The 17,142-nt window shown below is 39.7% G+C and carries 12 protein-coding genes and 2 pseudogenes; 2 read left to right on the top strand and 12 right to left on the bottom strand.

Annotation, left to right across the window (positions count from 1 at the left end):
- Positions 1-347: 347 nt before the first annotated feature.
- From CD03_RS0101555 to CD03_RS0101585, 7 genes are all read right to left on the bottom strand, one after another.
- Complete coding sequence (locus CD03_RS0101555) at positions 348-3,026, bottom strand: family 78 glycoside hydrolase catalytic domain (RefSeq protein ID WP_027292124.1); 2,679 nt, start codon at positions 3,024-3,026, stop codon at positions 348-350.
- Positions 3,027-3,063: 37 nt separating this feature from the next.
- Positions 3,064-3,891 carry a carbohydrate ABC transporter permease gene (locus CD03_RS0101560; RefSeq protein ID WP_027292125.1) on the bottom strand — a complete coding sequence of 276 codons (828 nt, stop codon included), beginning with the start codon at positions 3,889-3,891 and terminating at the stop codon, positions 3,064-3,066.
- A complete protein-coding gene (locus CD03_RS0101565) occupies positions 3,891-4,775 on the bottom strand; it encodes a carbohydrate ABC transporter permease (RefSeq protein WP_027292126.1) in 885 nt (294 codons plus the stop codon). Before CD03_RS0101565 ends, CD03_RS0101560 begins: the two co-directional genes overlap by 1 nt.
- Positions 4,776-4,871: 96 nt before the next feature.
- Entirely contained in the window at positions 4,872-6,260 is a 1,389-nt protein-coding gene (locus CD03_RS35620; protein WP_027292127.1) for an ABC transporter substrate-binding protein, read from the bottom strand.
- Positions 6,261-6,400: 140 nt separating this feature from the next.
- A complete protein-coding gene (locus CD03_RS35625) occupies positions 6,401-7,030 on the bottom strand; it encodes a helix-turn-helix domain-containing protein (protein WP_027292128.1) in 630 nt (209 codons plus the stop codon).
- On the bottom strand, positions 7,020-7,874 hold the full coding sequence (locus tag CD03_RS35630) for a response regulator (RefSeq protein ID WP_052377612.1): 855 nt from the start codon (positions 7,872-7,874) through the stop codon (positions 7,020-7,022). Before CD03_RS35630 ends, CD03_RS35625 begins: the two co-directional genes overlap by 11 nt.
- Positions 7,871-9,640, bottom strand: coding sequence for a sensor histidine kinase (locus CD03_RS0101585; RefSeq protein WP_027292129.1), 1,770 nt, complete (start codon positions 9,638-9,640; stop codon positions 7,871-7,873). The genes CD03_RS35630 and CD03_RS0101585 overlap by 4 nt, the downstream gene beginning before the upstream one ends.
- 391 nt (positions 9,641-10,031) lie before the next feature.
- On the opposite strand from CD03_RS0101585, the gene CD03_RS0101590 reads away from it, so the two are divergent.
- Positions 10,032-11,051, top strand: coding sequence for a LacI family DNA-binding transcriptional regulator (locus CD03_RS0101590; protein WP_027292130.1), 1,020 nt, complete (start codon positions 10,032-10,034; stop codon positions 11,049-11,051).
- Between the two features lie 91 nt (positions 11,052-11,142).
- Here CD03_RS0101590 and CD03_RS0101595 read toward each other — a convergent pair whose 3' ends face one another.
- The 4 genes and pseudogenes from CD03_RS0101595 to CD03_RS39750 all read right to left on the bottom strand — a co-directional run.
- Positions 11,143-13,527, bottom strand: a complete 2,385-nt coding sequence (locus CD03_RS0101595; RefSeq protein WP_027292131.1) for a glycoside hydrolase family 95 protein — start codon at positions 13,525-13,527, stop codon at positions 11,143-11,145.
- 12 nt (positions 13,528-13,539) lie between these two features.
- The gene (locus CD03_RS0101600; protein WP_027292132.1) at positions 13,540-14,391 is read right to left on the bottom strand and encodes a carbohydrate ABC transporter permease; all 852 of its coding nucleotides are present in this window, start codon (positions 14,389-14,391) and stop codon (positions 13,540-13,542) included.
- Positions 14,392-14,397: 6 nt separating this feature from the next.
- Entirely contained in the window at positions 14,398-15,303 is a 906-nt protein-coding gene (locus tag CD03_RS0101605; RefSeq protein WP_052377613.1) for a carbohydrate ABC transporter permease, read from the bottom strand.
- 65 nt (positions 15,304-15,368) lie between these two features.
- Positions 15,369-15,485, bottom strand: a pseudogene (locus tag CD03_RS39750) (DUF6783 domain-containing protein); the annotation flags it as partial.
- Between CD03_RS39750 and CD03_RS39755 the strand changes: the two are divergent.
- Positions 15,462-15,623, top strand: a pseudogene (locus tag CD03_RS39755) (DUF6783 domain-containing protein); the annotation flags it as partial. The pseudogenes CD03_RS39750 and CD03_RS39755 sit on opposite strands and share 24 nt — an antisense overlap.
- Here the strand turns inward: CD03_RS39755 and CD03_RS0101610 are convergent.
- Positions 15,553-16,935, bottom strand: a complete 1,383-nt coding sequence (locus CD03_RS0101610) for an ABC transporter substrate-binding protein (protein WP_027292134.1) — start codon at positions 16,933-16,935, stop codon at positions 15,553-15,555. The pseudogene CD03_RS39755 and the gene CD03_RS0101610 sit on opposite strands and share 71 nt — an antisense overlap.
- Positions 16,936-17,142 lie beyond the last annotated feature (207 nt).

Here is a 17,142-nt window from a genome sequence, read left to right on the forward strand (position 1 = left end):
CTCCGTAGATATAATTTATCTTATTATGTATACAAGAAAACCGCCTTTATCATATTATATCTAATTATCTGAAATAGTACAACCCCTGTATCGTCTGTGTTCTGCGTCAGAAAGCAAAGTAACACCATCTGCTGCCCTCATAGTCGTGAAAAGCTCCAGGAAGGTTAGAAACTGCCAGTTCTGCGGTAAGCCCTACATCTACAAAGCGTCATTCATCACCTAAACCCCAATACAACAGAAAAAGCATCCATGAACAAAAGCTGTTCATGGATGCTGGATAAATATAATAACAAGGCTATCAATTTCTTTCAATTATGGCACCTTATGGCACCGAAGCTCAGATTGTCTCAATGATGAGACCAGAACTCATAAACTCCCCCCGGAACATGGCAGACACCGTTTTGAACGTGGACATCCGGCTGGCTGCAGGTATAAACCATGTTGTCATATATTTGGGGTAGATGGATCACAGCATGTGTATTAACCGGAACCGTAACTGCCATATAACAGGTTTCTGCTCTTTTTTCACAACGAACCTGTATCTTTCCTGTTATTGCATGATATTCACAGTTTAACCATTTTAGATCTTTCACAAGCTGGGGCGCAATACGAATGCTGCCAAAACCATCTTTTGATGTAATGCCTGCCACTTCACTGTAAAACCATTCCACAATCTGTCCCATCATGTCGTGGTTCCTGCTTCTGGCATCATCCCGCCAGAATTCCGGCAGTGTTGTTTCTCCCTGTTGGATAAACCTGTAGTAACTGGGATGCTCCTCCTGCATTATCATATCCTGTATCAGATCATTCCTTCCAAGGCCGGCAAGAGTTCTGAATATAAAGCGCAGTCCGATTTCTCCTGAACAAAATCTGCCTTTCCCGGTAACCTGCAGTAAGCTTTTCTCCACCGGGGTTCTCTTATCTTCAGGCACCATGCCAAAATACAATGGGATTGCCTGATTTGCCTGAGTTATCTTTTTATCTTTGCAATCAAAAGCATCGTAGAACCATTGGTCACTGGCTTCATCGTATTTCAAAAGCGCTTTATTATAAGCATCCCTCACTTCGGAAGCTTTCATCTGATATTCCACTCCCGCTTCCCTGTCTCCGTTAATAAAGGAAAATTCGGAAAGCAGGCAGAGATCTTTAAATAAAAATGCTGTCTCCAGATTCTCCCGGCATTCTCCTTTGTTCTGCTGGATTCCCCAGTCCCCCAGTCCGTGACGTATAAAATGTTCACTGCCGGAATGATGATAAATAGAAGGATAATCCTGATATTTCTGATACTGGTAATCAACATATTTTTTAGCTGCCGCATAGTTTTCTCTGATCACTCTGCTATTTCCATAAAATTGATTCTGGATATCCGCCGCTAACAGAATACTGCTGCCCCAGGGAATAATATCCCAGAAGCTGCCTTCCCCGCAGTCCGTAATAAATTTCGCATATCTTGGCGCTATGGATGGAATAAGCCCGGCTGAGTATTCATGAGGAAAACAGCCGGTGTCCCGATCTCTCTCCCCATCCTCATATTGTGCCGCTCTCATGTCAGCGGAAATTTTTTCCCACAGGGTATCCACGTTTTTGAGATACATGATCGAAGGACCCATCAGATGGTTTGGTTCCAGCCACCCAAGTTTTTCTATGGAGGGGCAGTCTGTATGTATATGGTTCAGATTGCTTTCCACTGCCCTTTTTACCAGATCATGTATTTGTTCATACCGTCTGTCAGAGCAGGAAAAAAATCCCGTATCTTCAGCCGCTGACGTTACAAAATAACCTTTTACATCAATGATGCAGGGCAGAACGTCATTATCATGTTCTCTTGTTACCCCCTCAACCATAATCCATCTTCCGGCTGCATACGAAAACTTCGGACGCCAGATCTCTGTTTCTCCACCGCCGGACAGGATATAATTGCACCAGGTTTCTGTTGTTTTCTCACACTTTCCTTCTGCATTTATCTTCTCAACAGGCGTGATCTTTATTTTCTGACCTTTCTTTCCCTTTACATGAATTTCAAACTGACCGGACATATTCTGACCAAGATCAAATACATAACAATTTTTTCCCTGTTCTGTAATCTTCCGTGTTTCATAAATTTTTTTAACTATTACCGGGGGATATAACATTGGGGTGAGGTGTCCTCCTGGAAGATCTTCCTCCTTCATTTCCACTGATTTCTCTTTCCCAGTCCGATGATACAATTCACTGTATCCGCTCCATTTCCCCGCATCATAATCCTCTGAGCCATAAACATTTGCAAGCAATGCTGGACTTGGTGCTGTCCACCAGTTTCCATCTGAACATACATTCTTCTGACTTCCATCTGCAAAATAGATTGTCATCTGCACCATACAGGTAAGATATTTACCATATGGCTGATAGCGATGATTCAGGGTATAAAAATGTCTGTCTTCTGAGGTATCGGCAATATACCAGCCATTTCCCACCTCTATAGAAATGTTGTTTTCTCCGGAACATAAATGCTCTGTAACATCATAAGTCTGATAATGTACCTGCTTATGAAAATCTGTCCACGAGCCGTTCAGAACAGAACTGCCTGCCTTTTTTTCATTTATGACTGCTTCATACTGCCCCAAACCACAGACCGATAAGTAAGCCGCACTGACCTCCTTTCCCACATCGAACCTCGTCCCTGTGAAAAAAGGTTTCTTAGTCATATTAGATATCCATTTCCCGCGCCAGTCAGACTGACCACAGATTCCGCTTATAAAATACGCCGGGTCACTTTTTTCCTTATAACCAGTGTTATCTGTGATTTCAATAATGATTTGGTACTTTTTATGGGTATGCAGCGGGAAATCTGCCTCCAATCCATTTTGCCGGCTGCTATATACTGTTCCTGAATCATATACCTTTTTTGTACCTTCGCTGATTATCATACGATATGCCTTCTGCTCATACCCCGCATCTTTCTGGCTATATTCCCACTTTATTACAGGCATTCTTTCTATTCCTGCCTGAACTGCACAATTTTGCAGCTTCACCTGTACCGCCTTCATTTTTCTATCCTTTCGTATCACTTATTCTTAATGCAATTCAACCCTTTACTGCACCGGCCGTCATACCCGCTACGATATACTTCTGCGCAATCAGGTAAACAATCAAAATAGGGATTGCAGTAAGTACCATATCAGCAAACACATAATTCCAATTACTAAAATATTTTCCATAAAAATTATAAATTGTAAGTGGCATGGTATATTTTGACGGACTGTTTAAAAAATACAGCGGAAGCTGAAAATCATTCCACACATTCATTGCAAAAATAACACTGCTCGTGGCAATCACCGGTTTGAGCAATGGCATAATAATGGTGAAAAATAAACGCCAGATTCCACAGCCGTCTACATTTGCCGCCTCATCGATCTCTTTTGGTATTCCCGATATAAAACTGGTAAATAAAAATGTATTAAAAGGCAGATTAATTGACACGTATATGAGAATTATTCCTATAAAAGAACCTGATAAATGCAGAACATTCAGCATAAGATAAGTGGTTATAATCTGCATGGGGGCAATCATACCCAGAAAAAAATAATTATAGAGATTTTCTCCCCCTTTTGTCTTTTTTCTTGCAATTACAAAGGCTGCCATTGCTGCACAGCAAACACCGATTACAGTTGCACTTCCTGTAATAACCACACTGTTAAAAAATGATCCCAGAATTTTTCCTGTTTCAATTACAAATGCAAAGTTTTCAAAGTGCCACTCACTGGGCAGACTAATGGTAAACTGTGCTGCCTCCACCTGGTTCTTTACACTTCCGAAGAACATGATCAGAAGTGGAATTATAATGATCAGGCTAATTATGATTATCATAATTTCTAATATGGCTAATTTAAATTTTCCTTTTCTCTTTACCATTATGCTTCGATCTCCTTACTTCTTAAAAATTTGTTCAGCCCTATGGTGCACACGCAGACAATCACAGTTAATATCAGACTCATTGCACTTGATTTGCCCAGAAATCCCGCAGAATAGTTTTTGTAGACATATGTTGCCAGAACCTGCGTTGCAAATCCCGGTCCTCCATTTGTCAGAACATAGACATTGTCAAAAACTTTCAATCCGGCAATCAGACTGGATGTAATTACAACGGTAAAGGATGGAATCAGCAAGGGCAGCGTTACCCTGAAAAACTGCTTAAATCCGGTTGCTCCATCTATGGCTGCTGCTTCATAGTAGTCCGTCGGTATCCCCTGTAAACCTGCAATAAATATCATCATTGCAAATCCTGTGCCTTTCCAGATATCGGTCCAGATCACACACCACATAGCCGTTGCTTCATTTCCAAGCCATACAATATCGCCGCCATATCCAAAAAATCTCAGAATCTGATCAAACATACCATCGGCTTTAAAAAACGAAGTAAAGATAAGTCCCACTACCACACCGCTTAGTATACTTGGTATATAGAAAACGCTTCTTAACACGCTCCTTGTTTTAAGCGGCTTCACCAGCGCAACTGCCAAGAGCACAGCAAATATTACTTTTACAACTGTCGTGACAACTGCAAATAAAAAAGTATTTTTGATTGCCAGGAAGAAATACTTATCGTTAAAAATCTTTAAAAAATTATCGATACCATTAAAAGTAAAATTATATAAATCCCGGATGCTCCAATTGGTAAAGGCCGTAAACACCCCCAGTATAACCGGCACTGCAAACATCAAGGTATAGATTGCAATAGCCGGAAGAGCCAGCTTGAAACTGTAAATATCCATGGCTGCTTTCTTTTTTCTCTTCATTTTCATCCTCTTTTCCTGAAATCTCCTTAAATTTCCTGTTTTCCGGTATTAAAAAAAGTCCCTGATAGAAACAGAGACTTTTCTTATTGTAATCAACTATTGAAAAGCTTCTACACCTACATTTTTACCATATTCCTGCATTCCGCTGTCAAACTGTTCAATTGCTTCATCGATATCTCCGCCCTGGGCTACCTGGGTATATACCGGGAAGAATACATCGTTGTTTAAAGAACCGAATTTTCCGATCATATCAGCAATCTGCGGCAATACTTTATTAGAATCAAAATAATCTGCATAGACTTCTTTTAAGACAGAATTGATATTTACACTTTCCACATCTTTATAAGGAGAATTAAGCGGATTGGCACTCAGATAAATCTCCAGATATTCCGGTTGGGACAAGGTATTCAGCACCTCTAATGCAGTATCAATATTTTTGCTGTCTTTTGGAATTGCTTCACCAAATACATATTTAGAGGTCAAAAATTTATCTACATCATTGTAAGGAAGGGGAAACATCCCAATCTGGGCATCCGGCCATTTGGTCATGATGTCAGTAACTGCATATTCACCGGAGATAATCATTGCTGCCTCTTTATGCGCAACTTTTTCTTTGGAATCTTCAAAAGTTCCCACTGTATAATCTGTATTGGTATATCCATTGGTAAACCAATCCTGATAGCTTTGCAGCGCTTCTTTAAATTCCGGGATACCGGCAAATGACTGTTCATTGTTATATAACTTATCATAGGTTTCAGATGCTTTGTCATTCAGCGCATTTGCAAGAAAAATCATAGGTGCAATTTGAATAGTCCAGTTGTCATTGCCGGATATGTAGATCGGAGTCTGACCATTCGCCTTCAGCGTTTCACATACCTTTAAAAACTCATCATAAGTCTTCGGTACCTCAAGATTATTCTCTTTAAATATTTCCTTATTATAAATCACACCCATGACACCTGAAAATCCGGTTATGGGCATACCATAGATATGGCCATCTGTATAAGTGATCTCTGATTTATCAAATGCCAGCCGTTCTACCCAGGGCTGATCATCCATTGTGATAAAGTTTTTTTCGGCATCATAAATGTAGTAGTTTTCCGGAATGTTAAGCTGCATAATATCCGGTACTTCGCCCGATGCCAGCTTTGTCTGAGTTAAATTTGTCCCCTGGGAATCAGGCGTTACCTGAAATTCTATCTCAATTCCTTTCTCTTCTTTCATCTTCTCAGCAATTTTAGTAAATGCGGATTCGATATAAGTTGACTGTCCTACCATATAGGTAACTTTTCGCATCTCCCCGTCTTTAGCCGGCGAACTGTTACCCTCCCCAGCTTCCTTACCACTTTCTGCATTAGAAGAAGTACTGCTTTCCCCGGCGGTATTTTTTCCTTCACCGCCTGAAACACCGCATCCGGTAAGTCCGGTTATCATTGCTGCCGCCAAAATAATACTCAATCCTTTTTTAACTGCTCTGTTCTTCATCGTATTTCCTCCCTGAATTATAATTTCTCAAGTTCGTTTGTCCCTTGACTTAGTATTATTATAGCTGAAGCACCTTCTAAACGAAATGTAATATCCGAAACACCGGATGGAAAATAATAAACAGTTTCAGACCATCACCGTTATTTGTAATCGGAAGGCCACATATTTTCTTCTTTATAAAACACCTTTGAAAAATAATAGGGATCATTATAGCCCACTGCATCAGCAATATCTTTAATTAAGCGGTCCGGATTTTCCCGAATCAGGCTCTTGGCCTTATTGATACGCAGTTTGATCAGGTAATTTCCAGGAGTCATACGGAACTGGTTCTTAAAGATCTTGCTCAGATACGAAGACACAAAGCCGAATTCACGGGACAATATTTCATTTGTTACACTTTTCTCGAAATTCTCTTCCAGATAACTCTTTATCTTTAAAGCGAGGGGATGAACCGTCTGCGTCACATCCGGCAGCGTCAAAGATGTTCTGAGCATCTCCGTGATTTCCAGGTACAAATTCTCATAGCTCTCTGCATTAGACAGCATGAATTCAAAGTCAATATTCGTCATTTGCGCCAACGGAAACTTTTCACAATAATATGCCAGTATAATATTCAGATATTTCAAAATCCGCTTCTGGCTGAGGTTGTTCTGATCGCAGAATTCTAACAGTTCCTTCAAACTGGTGTTTATTCCCTTGGAATCATTTGCAGAAATCTTTTTGTATATCTTCTGCACAATAGCATTGATTTCATTATCCTTATAAACCACAACCTGACGCCTCTAAGAAGATCATTGCTGACTTTCCAAAAATAAATCTGCTGTATAAGGTAACCTTTAATTCATTATACATAGGTCCCACAGATGTAATATCTATTGTCCGCCTGTGGGTCATCAAAGTAACCGGAAGAATTGTCTGCTCCTTAAGACGGTTATAGACATTCTTCATTATCATATTTTGCAGTGCCGGATCCGCCGCTTCCAGAATTAAAATACGCTCAACGCTGCTGTTTCCATTAAAAACCCAGCTGGTAGCCTCTGTACAGTCCATTTGAACCAAATCCCGTTCCAGGTCTATCTCATTCCACACCTTAACTCCCGGCAGCATACTGTCGTCCGGTGACATCGGATAAGCTCCAATACAAATCAGTGCCAACATGCAGTCTCCGTCTATGATATCCTGACGCCCCTTATTTTCCAGCGTGCTCTTAATCAGATTATTCTTTGATTCCTGTTCTTTCTGCAAAGATATAATCCGTACCCTGTTCAGAATATCCGTGAGCATCTGCTTGGATATGGGTTTCAATAAATAGTCCAGTACCTGATAAGAAATAGCCTGCCGGGCATAATTGAAATCTTCAAATCCTGACAGTATAATGGTACATGGTTCGTATTGCCGGTCTTTCAATATCTGCAAAAATTCAAATCCATCCATAATGGGCATCTTAATATCAGTAAATACAACCTCCGGTAAATGCTTTTCATACAGATCTACAGCTTCCCTGCCATTTTCTGCTATGCCGGCCACCTCAAAATCCATGCCGCTATTTATAATCAGCTTTGCTAAAGCTTTCGCAATAAGCGGCTCATCCTCTGCGATTAATACCTTGATCAATTTAGATCCCCTCCAATTCTGATAACCAATCCACCCATATCATGATTTTGAATTCTGTAATAAACTTTCGGGTCAAGCATTTGAAACCTGACCATTGTATTCACAAGTCCCAGTCCTCCAATAGACAAACGTGACAGTTCAACCGGATTCTGGACCATCTGACTAATTCTGTCCTCAATCGCTGCGATCTCTTCCCTGGTCATCCCGCACCCATTGTCTTCGATCTCCACATACCATCCGCTCTCAGTGGCTGCCCCGCGAATTTTTATTTTCCAGGGAAATGGATTATTTGCAAATCCATGTTTAAAACAATTTTCCGCCAGCGGCTGTATGCTGATTTTAGGCACAAGAACATCTTCCAGCTGACCATCTGTCTCAATTTCATACTCCACTTTTCCATCATAACGCTCCCGCATCAGGCAGAGATAATCTTCCACATATTTAATCTCCCTGGGCAGCTTCGCCATACGTTCCTCATAAGAGGAGGAATATCTGAGCATAGTTGATAATTTTTCACACAATACCGGAATCCTCTCATTGTCATCCTCGATCCCAACCGCACTGATTATGGCAAGTGTATTATAGAGAAAGTGAGGATTCATCTGTGCCTGAAGTGCCAGAAAATTAGATTTAATTTCATTTTCGATAGAACTGTTCAGGCGCTCAAACATCGCACGAAATGCCTTATTAATATTCTCTACTTCATCTATCTGGCTTTCATTATCAATCTGCAGGAACAAATTATTCAGACTTACCTCATTTACCGATTTATTTAGCAATTTCAAGGGCATCAAAAGTTTCTTAATTACAACAAATAGAAAAATTACATTTGCAGCCGTCAAAAGCACAATAAATCCCCACATAAACTTCGTAAATAAGCCCAGGGAACTCAGCAGACTCTTTTCCGACTGCATCACCACTGCCCGCCACCCAAAGTTTTCTCCTGTATTCCAGGTGATCAACTGCTGTTCCTTTCCCTCTGCCTCTTTTTGTTTCTCACTGATTCCCGCCGTCTCCAGACTCAGATTCTTCAGTAGCTGCAGCTTTGTATCCGCTTTCGTCCCACTGGAATATATCAGTGCACCTTCACTGTCCAACAGGAACAGATTCATACTGCTGTTCTCCAATGCGAAAATCTTCTGTAATTCTTTTTTTGGTCTTTGTACTTCGATCAGTCCATAATTACGGCCATTTGTTGTACTTTTTAAGTTTCGGTATACAGAAACCGTCTCCTCTTCACTGTTTCTCCAGTAATCATCATGAATGGAAACCAGCCGCTTACTGTGTTTCGTCTGATCAATTTTTTCAATTATGCTATTTACCGGAATCTGTTTCAGACTCTCTTTCACCTTGTTATTATCTTCATTCAAGACTCCGTAGCTTAAATAATCCATATTATCATTATAAACGCAGATCTTCTCCACCACATCACCTGGTCCGTTTATCTTCATTAACACGGACTGCAGTTTTGCCTTTAAAACAGGGTTGGCATCAAAATAGTTATTCTGTGCATTTTTATCCGTATTCTGAAAGCTCTCAAGGATAATTGAGTTTCCCATAACCTGCAGTGCGATCTTGTCCATATTATCCAGAAAAGTATCTACCTGATCTGTGATCTGTCTGGTAACCTCTTTCTGGTTATCTATGGCATTTTCCCGCGTACTTTTTCTGACATACTGATATAAGACTACGATCATGACAGAGATCACAATAAGAATTGCCAGATACGTATAAATCACCGTTTTTTCCAATTTATTTTTTAGCACGTTTGAATTCCTCTTTCGTTGGTATATTGTACAAAAGCATAAGACCCGTTACTCGTCAGAGCATATATTTAGCAGTCTCACATTGCGACCAAAAAAGATGAAGAACAAATAAGCTCTTCATCTAATCATTTTCATTCAGCTGATATATCTTATTCCTCCCAATCTCTTTGATTGATTTGCAAATTCATATATGAATCCTGCTTTCCTGAAGAAAATTATAACATACAATACATATTGATACAAAAGGAAATCTTTATCTACAATGACATTATTTCTTTTGCTCACTTATTCGTTTATCATATTTGATAATCGATTTACTTTATGATATATTAATATAAGGATAGAAATTTCTTATTTTCTTTCTTAAATAATTAAAAGAGAGGTATGATTTATGTCTTCGACAATTCATGATGTTGCGACGTTAGCTGGCTTATCACTCGGCACAGTTTCTAAATATATTAATGGCGTTCCCGTTAAAGAGGCGAACCGGGTTCGCATAGAAAATGCAATAAAACAATTAAACTACCGTCCTAATAACATAGCTAAGGGCCTTAGAACCAGCAAATCTTTTGCCGTAGCTGTTCTATGTCCAATGCTCTCCAGCATTTATTGTGCAACAATTATCGCTTCTATTGAAAAATATCTCCTTCCCAGAGGTTATTGTGTAATTGTAAGTGAATGCCACGATGATGCTGATATGGAACTTAAAAAAACGGCCTTTCTCTTAGACCGCATGGTGGATGGCATAATACTGCTTCCATTCTCCACAGATGGTAAGCAAATTGATATGATTCAGCAAGATAAAATTCCACTTGTGTTAATTGACCAGCTCATACCAACTCATCCAACAGACTGCGTTGTATTAGATAACGAATTGTCTACGTTTAAACCTGTGGAAACTTTGATTAAAATGGGGCATACAGAAATTGCTATACTTACCGGTGATCCACATTTATATACAGCAATGGGACGTATTAACGGATATAAGAATGCAATGAATAAATATCATCTCCCGATTCATGACTACTATATCAAAAATGGACATTATACTATGTCAGGCGGCTATGAAGCCATCATGGATCTGTATCAGGGAAGCCATCTCCCATCAGCAATATTAATCAGTAACTATGATATGACTATCGGAGGATTTCTTGCCATCAATTATCTGAAATTAAAAGTCCCGGATGATGTATCTATTATTGGATATGACAATCTTCCTATCTCCCAGGTTGTTACACCTCCGTTATCCCTCATTGAACAACCTATGGATAAAATGGGCTATCACGCTGCCAAACTTCTATATGCCCGTATGAAAGGTGATTATACGGATTATCCTAAGGTACTTGTGCACAATGCAACATTTACCGTTAAAGAAAGTGTGAAAAATTTAAATGGGAACGTTGTCAGGTAATTCACTTAATTATGGCAACGCCCCATTGTAAATATAAAACGAAAAAGCAGATTCCGAAGAACCCGCCATTTAAAACATAACATATAGAGTATTATTTTCTCGTTATCGTGTATCTTGCTCCTTTTTTTGTAGGAAATTCGATTATACAGGAGGAAATATAAGTAACCTGAAGCTCATCTTCTGCTTCTGTCTCTGCCTTAATTGGTTCCCGATATCTGACCCTTGCCTTTTCTCCCAGATTAGAAACAATAAATGCTTCTGCTAAGTTTCCTTCTTTCCATCTTATCGAAACCTCAAATCCTCCTTCTGCCAATATTCCTTCCATGCTGCCCTCTGTCCAGTTTTTTGGTAAAGCGGGCAATAATTCAATTTCATCCAGATAACTCTGAACAAACATTGCAGCAACTCCGGCTGCGCTTCCTAAATTACCGTCGATTTGAAACACTTCTCTTTCTCCATCATTCTCTCCCAAAGGAGGATGCAAATCAAATAAATTATCATACGTTGATTTTTGTAATAAACATTTCAGATAGTAAAAAGCATGCTCTCCATCCTGAAGTCTGGCAAATAAATTAATGAGCCATGCACAGCTCCACCCAATATGTCCACCACCGGATTTTAATCTTCGCTCAATTAATTTTTGACATGCAATTACCAGCTCTTTGTTATCCCTTTTATTAATTACCCTACCCGGATGGAATCCCACCAGCGGCGAAAAGTGGCGATGACCAGAATCCTTTTCCTGGAATTCCGATATCCATTCCAGAAGCTGTCCATCTTTTCCTGTTTTGTATTCCGGAAGTTTTGCCAATTTAGTTTTTATTTCGTCATAAAAACTATCCCGTTCGCCTAAAACTTCGTATGTCTTTAATAAATTCATAAATAGTTCTTTCATTAATGAAATATCCATTGTAGTTGAATTGCTTACCGCACACTCTGTTCCATTTTTATCATAAAATGTGTTTTCCGGAGAAGTGGACGGCGCCGTATGTAAGTATCCATCACGCCCTTCTATTAACCAGTCTGCACAAAACCGGGCTGCACCAAGCATAACCGGCCATAGCTCATGTCTAAGAAAGTCTGTATCCTTTGTGAATCGGTAGTAATCATAAATCTGATTGGTCAGCCATACACCGCCCATTGGCCAGAACGCATATTTTGCCAGCCCGCCTACAGGGGAAGTTTGTCTCCAGATATCTATATTGTGATTCGCCAGCCACCCCTTGCAGTGAAGCTGGGATTTAGCGGATTTCTGGCCTTCTATGCTCAATTCTTTCACCATTTTCATCAGTGGTTCATGGCATTCAAGCAGATTACATGGCCCAATCATCCAGTAATTCATCTGCGTATTGATATTTATTGTCCAGTTACAGCTCCATACCGGCCGCACACTATCGCTCCATATCCCCTGCAGATTAGCAGGCTGTGAGCCTGTTCTGGAACTTGCTATCATCAGATATCTGGAATAATGAAAGTACAGGCAAAATAACCCGTTGTCTTCCTCACCACTTTTCAGCCGCTCTAACCTTTCTGATGTTGACAGCTCATCTCTGCTTTCATTGAGTGTAAAATACATTTTATGAAACAATTTCTGATAATCCACAGTATGCCTGTCCAAGAGCTGTTGATAAGTGTACTGACGTAACCCGAATAATTGTTTTGCACAATCTTTCTGCAGTACCTCTTCCCTTTGTTCTATTTTCTCAAAATAACTTTTATATCCACAGGCTGCGGCAAGAAGCATTGTTATTTCTGTGGCTCCTTTTATTTTGATCTTACCGTCTTTTATATAAGACGAGCCGCCCCCGGTACAAATTTCCATCCGACAGATTGCTTTCATACCCGGTTTATCTTCATCATAACGGATTGGCTGGTCACATTCTATATAATTTGGTACCACATGTGATGGTGCCTGCTCTGATAAAATCATCGTATTCGCATCTGGAACTGTAACCTGATGTTGTAACGGACTGTCCAGCCATAGAGTCATATCTATCCTGGAAACCGGATCCACTTTTATTTTAATCATAATTACATTATCTTCGTAAGATGCCAGAACCTGGTTTGTGACGTTTGCATTATTTATTTTGTAGGAAACGGTGTGTACTGCTCTTTCAAGATCCAAACACCTTTTATAATCGGTAATGCAATCGCTGTTTGTATGATCCAATTCATAATGCAGTAATCCTAATGGCATATAGGACTCATTATAATCACCCAGTAAGCTGCTTTCTGTCAGCTCTTCTGCCTCTTTATACTGTTCATTTAGCGTAAGGGTCTGTATCTTACGAATTGTTTCTTCCGGAATTTCCCTTTCATCGCCGCGCTTACAGCCAGACCAGAAAGTATCCAGATTCAGTAAGATTTTTTCCCGGGGTATCCCGCCAAACACCATTGCTCCCAGGCGTCCATTTCCTATGGGTAAAGCTTCACTAAACGAGCGGGCAGGACTTTTATACCATAATTCTGTATTCATTGGAACTATCTCCTATTCTTTTACTGCGCCGGAAGTAACTCCATTTACAATATATTTTTGTGCAAATATAAAAAGTATAATTGTTGGAACAGATATTAAAACCAGCGCCGCATTATAGCGCCCCAGATTTTGGGCAGACATACCATATGCACCCTTAAAAGCATTTACAGCCACCGTAGTTGTATACTTATTGTCCTGTGTCAGGAACATCAGAGGGAACAGAAAATCCTGGAATGACCACATAATCTGAAGAACAGCCAGATTAATTACCGCAGGCTTAGCCAATGGAAAATATATGGCAAAAAAAGTTTTCTTAATTGAAGCCCCATCTACATTAGCTGATTCCATTAATTCTCCCGGCAATCCATCAAAAAAATTCTTCATCATCAGAACACCAAATGGTATGGTAATCAACGTCTCTGACAAAAATACTGCTACGTGCGAATTATATAAATGAGCTGTTTTATATATGTAAAATAAAGGAATAATCAAAATGGGACCTGAAATTGCCAGGCACATAATAACCATGTTAAAAATCAATTTACTGCCGGTAAAATTAATTTTAGAAAATGCAAAACCTGAAAGAGAACAAATAAATACCAGTAAAACGCTTGCACAAACCGCATTGATGATAGAATTTACAAAATATTTGTAGAATGAAACCCCGTTGACCTTATTGGTAAGTACATAAATATAATTTTGAAAACCATTTACCTTCATCGAATCTTTTAGTAAAGAATAAATTGGAACAGCCCATATAAGTACCATAACAATTAAAAACACTACCATTACCGCTTTATTTCCTTTTGAAATAGAAAATAAATCTTGTTCCAATTCTGTTTGTTTTTTCTTTTTCTTACCCATAACCCACTACTCCTTTCCACTGGTTAATTTCAACTGTATAAATGATATCAGAAAAGCAAGTAAAAGCACCACTAATGCAGCGGCACAAACCATTCCGATATTGGATCCTGCCGATCGGGAGGCTCGATAGATATAGGTACCTATAATCTCTGTAATACCGCCTGGTCCACCGTCTGTCATCAGGAAAACTCTTTCCATTTCACGAAAACCTGATAATAGCATAGATAAGATAATCGTCTTGTGTGTATTCTTAAGCATTGGATAGATTACCATAAACAACTGATGTCTCATCTTTGCACCATCCACTGTTGCCGCTTCTAATACACTGGTACTTATCGTAGTCAGGTCCGCTGTATAATACATAATCGGAATCCCGATCAAAAATATAGACATTGTACATACGGAGAACATCGCAAGAGTAGGATCTGCCAGCCAGCGCTGGGCAAGGCTGTCTAATCCAATGATTCGTAAGATCTGATTCACCATTCCATTTTTATATTCCAGAATAGAACTGAAAACCGCTGCCATTAAAGCAATCGGGAGCATCGACGGAATAAAAAAAAGTGCATGGAAAAATCTTTTTCCCCTGATTCTAAAGTTTAGAATAATTGCAATAAAAAATCCGATTGTTAAACCACATAATATATTGGCTGCTGCTAAAATAAATGTATTGATTAATGCTCTTCCAAAAGAGGCATCTTTTAGAAGGATCTTAAAATTCTCCAGTCCTACAAACTCTGGGTTTTTAAAGGAAATCGTTACATTGTATAAGCAATTTTTAAATAAGAAATAAAAACTATACCCCAACAGTCCCACAAATATGATAATGAGTGGTAATAAAAATAAAAAACCGGCCATATTATTTCTTTTATTTATACCGCTGCTGTTCTTCTTTTTTGCGATTTCTTTCATGATTTCTATCTGCCTCCATATCTATAAAAGCCGGCGGACCATTACGCCTGCCGGCTTAATTTCTTTTATAGACCACCAGTTACTACACTAGAGCGTGTTTTAAAATTGCTTTCTGGCAGCTGTGCGTCACAGTTTGTGGGAGATTTGTCCCGGATGAAGGGCACATAGCGGGCTACGTAACCTGAATTCGGGGCAAATATGCCGCAAAGTGGGGCGTGCAGATGGCAGGAATGAATTTTCAAACACGCTCTAGTACTTTCCACTCGTCCATTCTGTCTGTAGTGATTTCACAACATCTTCCGCCGTTTTTGTTCCATTAATTACACTCTGCACTTCAGCACCTTCGATATCCGAATATCCGGAAACGTTGTTTCTGTCTGCCGTAGCATTTCCAATTAAATCACAAACGGTTTCCCATCCTGCTTTTTCTTCCTGGCTTGTGAAAAGTGAATCATCTGTCTTACATTCTTTCTTGCCGGAAGGTCCCAGCAACTGGTTGCTCAATATATCCGCACCTTCGCCAACTGTCATGAAAGCAACGAACTTAGCCGCTGCATCCTTTTTAGCAGAGTCCTCAACGATTCCGATACAGCAATCAAGATACCCTCTGACTGTTGCTTTTCCTCCAGCTTCAACTACCGGAAGTGCCATTGCACCAACGTTGCTAAGCCCGATTCCATTTTGTTCTCTGAGCTTTGGAGATAAAAGAGGGGATTCCCAGGATCCCATGAAGTATACCAGTGCATCTCCATTAGAAAACTCTTCTGATGCGCTTGCATAATCTAAATCCATAATATCCTGTGTAAAGATTCCCTCATCAAAAAATTTCTTAAGTCCGTTCAATGCACTGATATATTCCGGACTGTCTATCTCTGCACCATTATATCTCCACTGATTGTATGTATCTCCCTGTTGCCCAAGAACGGTCAGCATCATTTCATCACATATCCATGCTTCTTTACCTGCAAATACACCAGCATACTTTTCCGGATATTTTTCATGAAGCTTTTCGGCTACTGCCTTATATTCTTCCAGCGTAGCAGGAACTTCACAGCCAATTTCCTTTAACAGATCTGCATTGTAGTATCCTATCATAGAACCGCTGTTTACCAATACCAGCATTTTAGTTTGTTCATTTGTTAATGAATTTGCCTGCTTTAAAGCTGACTCTGAATAATTGTTTTTCCAGTCTGCTCCGGCAGCCGTTTCCATTAACGGCTCCAGATCAGCCAGATAATCCTGTACCTGTTCTGCAAACGCAGAAGGCTGTACCCCGATAACATCAATTTCCTCTCCTGTGCTTAGTGCCAGGGGCACCTTCTCCTGAAATGCCTTACTCTCCATAACGGTCATATTTACCTTTATACCGGGATTAGCTGCTTCAAATGCACTGATCGCTTCAGCTGCCTGATCATTACTTGGAAACCATGTCCAATACTCCAGGGTTACCTCTTCACCATCCGCTGCCGCAGCCTGGGTTGAATCTGCGTCTGCCGCCTGAGTTTCTGATTGTTTTGCGTCATCTTTTGCGTCTGTTGTGGTTTTCTGGGAATCTGAGGAACCACATCCGCTTAATAATCCTATTGTTAATGCTGCTGCCGCTAAATAACCCATTGCTCTTTTTTGTTTCATATTCTTCCTCCTTGAATTAAACGTGTACGTTGAATGAATCATTTGTGAACCGTTTCATTTTTTTTAAAATATATAATGCAGTCTCTCACTGCATATCATAAACCTCAAATGTGAACCGTTTCATTTTTGTTGCTAAAATATAAGGAGTATCAATGACTCCTGACTTACTGCACTGCTTTTCATTCAACATCTTGTTCTTTATGTTAA

The sequence above is a fragment of the Robinsoniella sp. KNHs210 genome, assembly GCF_000686105.1.
Classification (GTDB): domain Bacteria; phylum Bacillota; class Clostridia; order Lachnospirales; family Lachnospiraceae; genus Robinsoniella; species Robinsoniella peoriensis.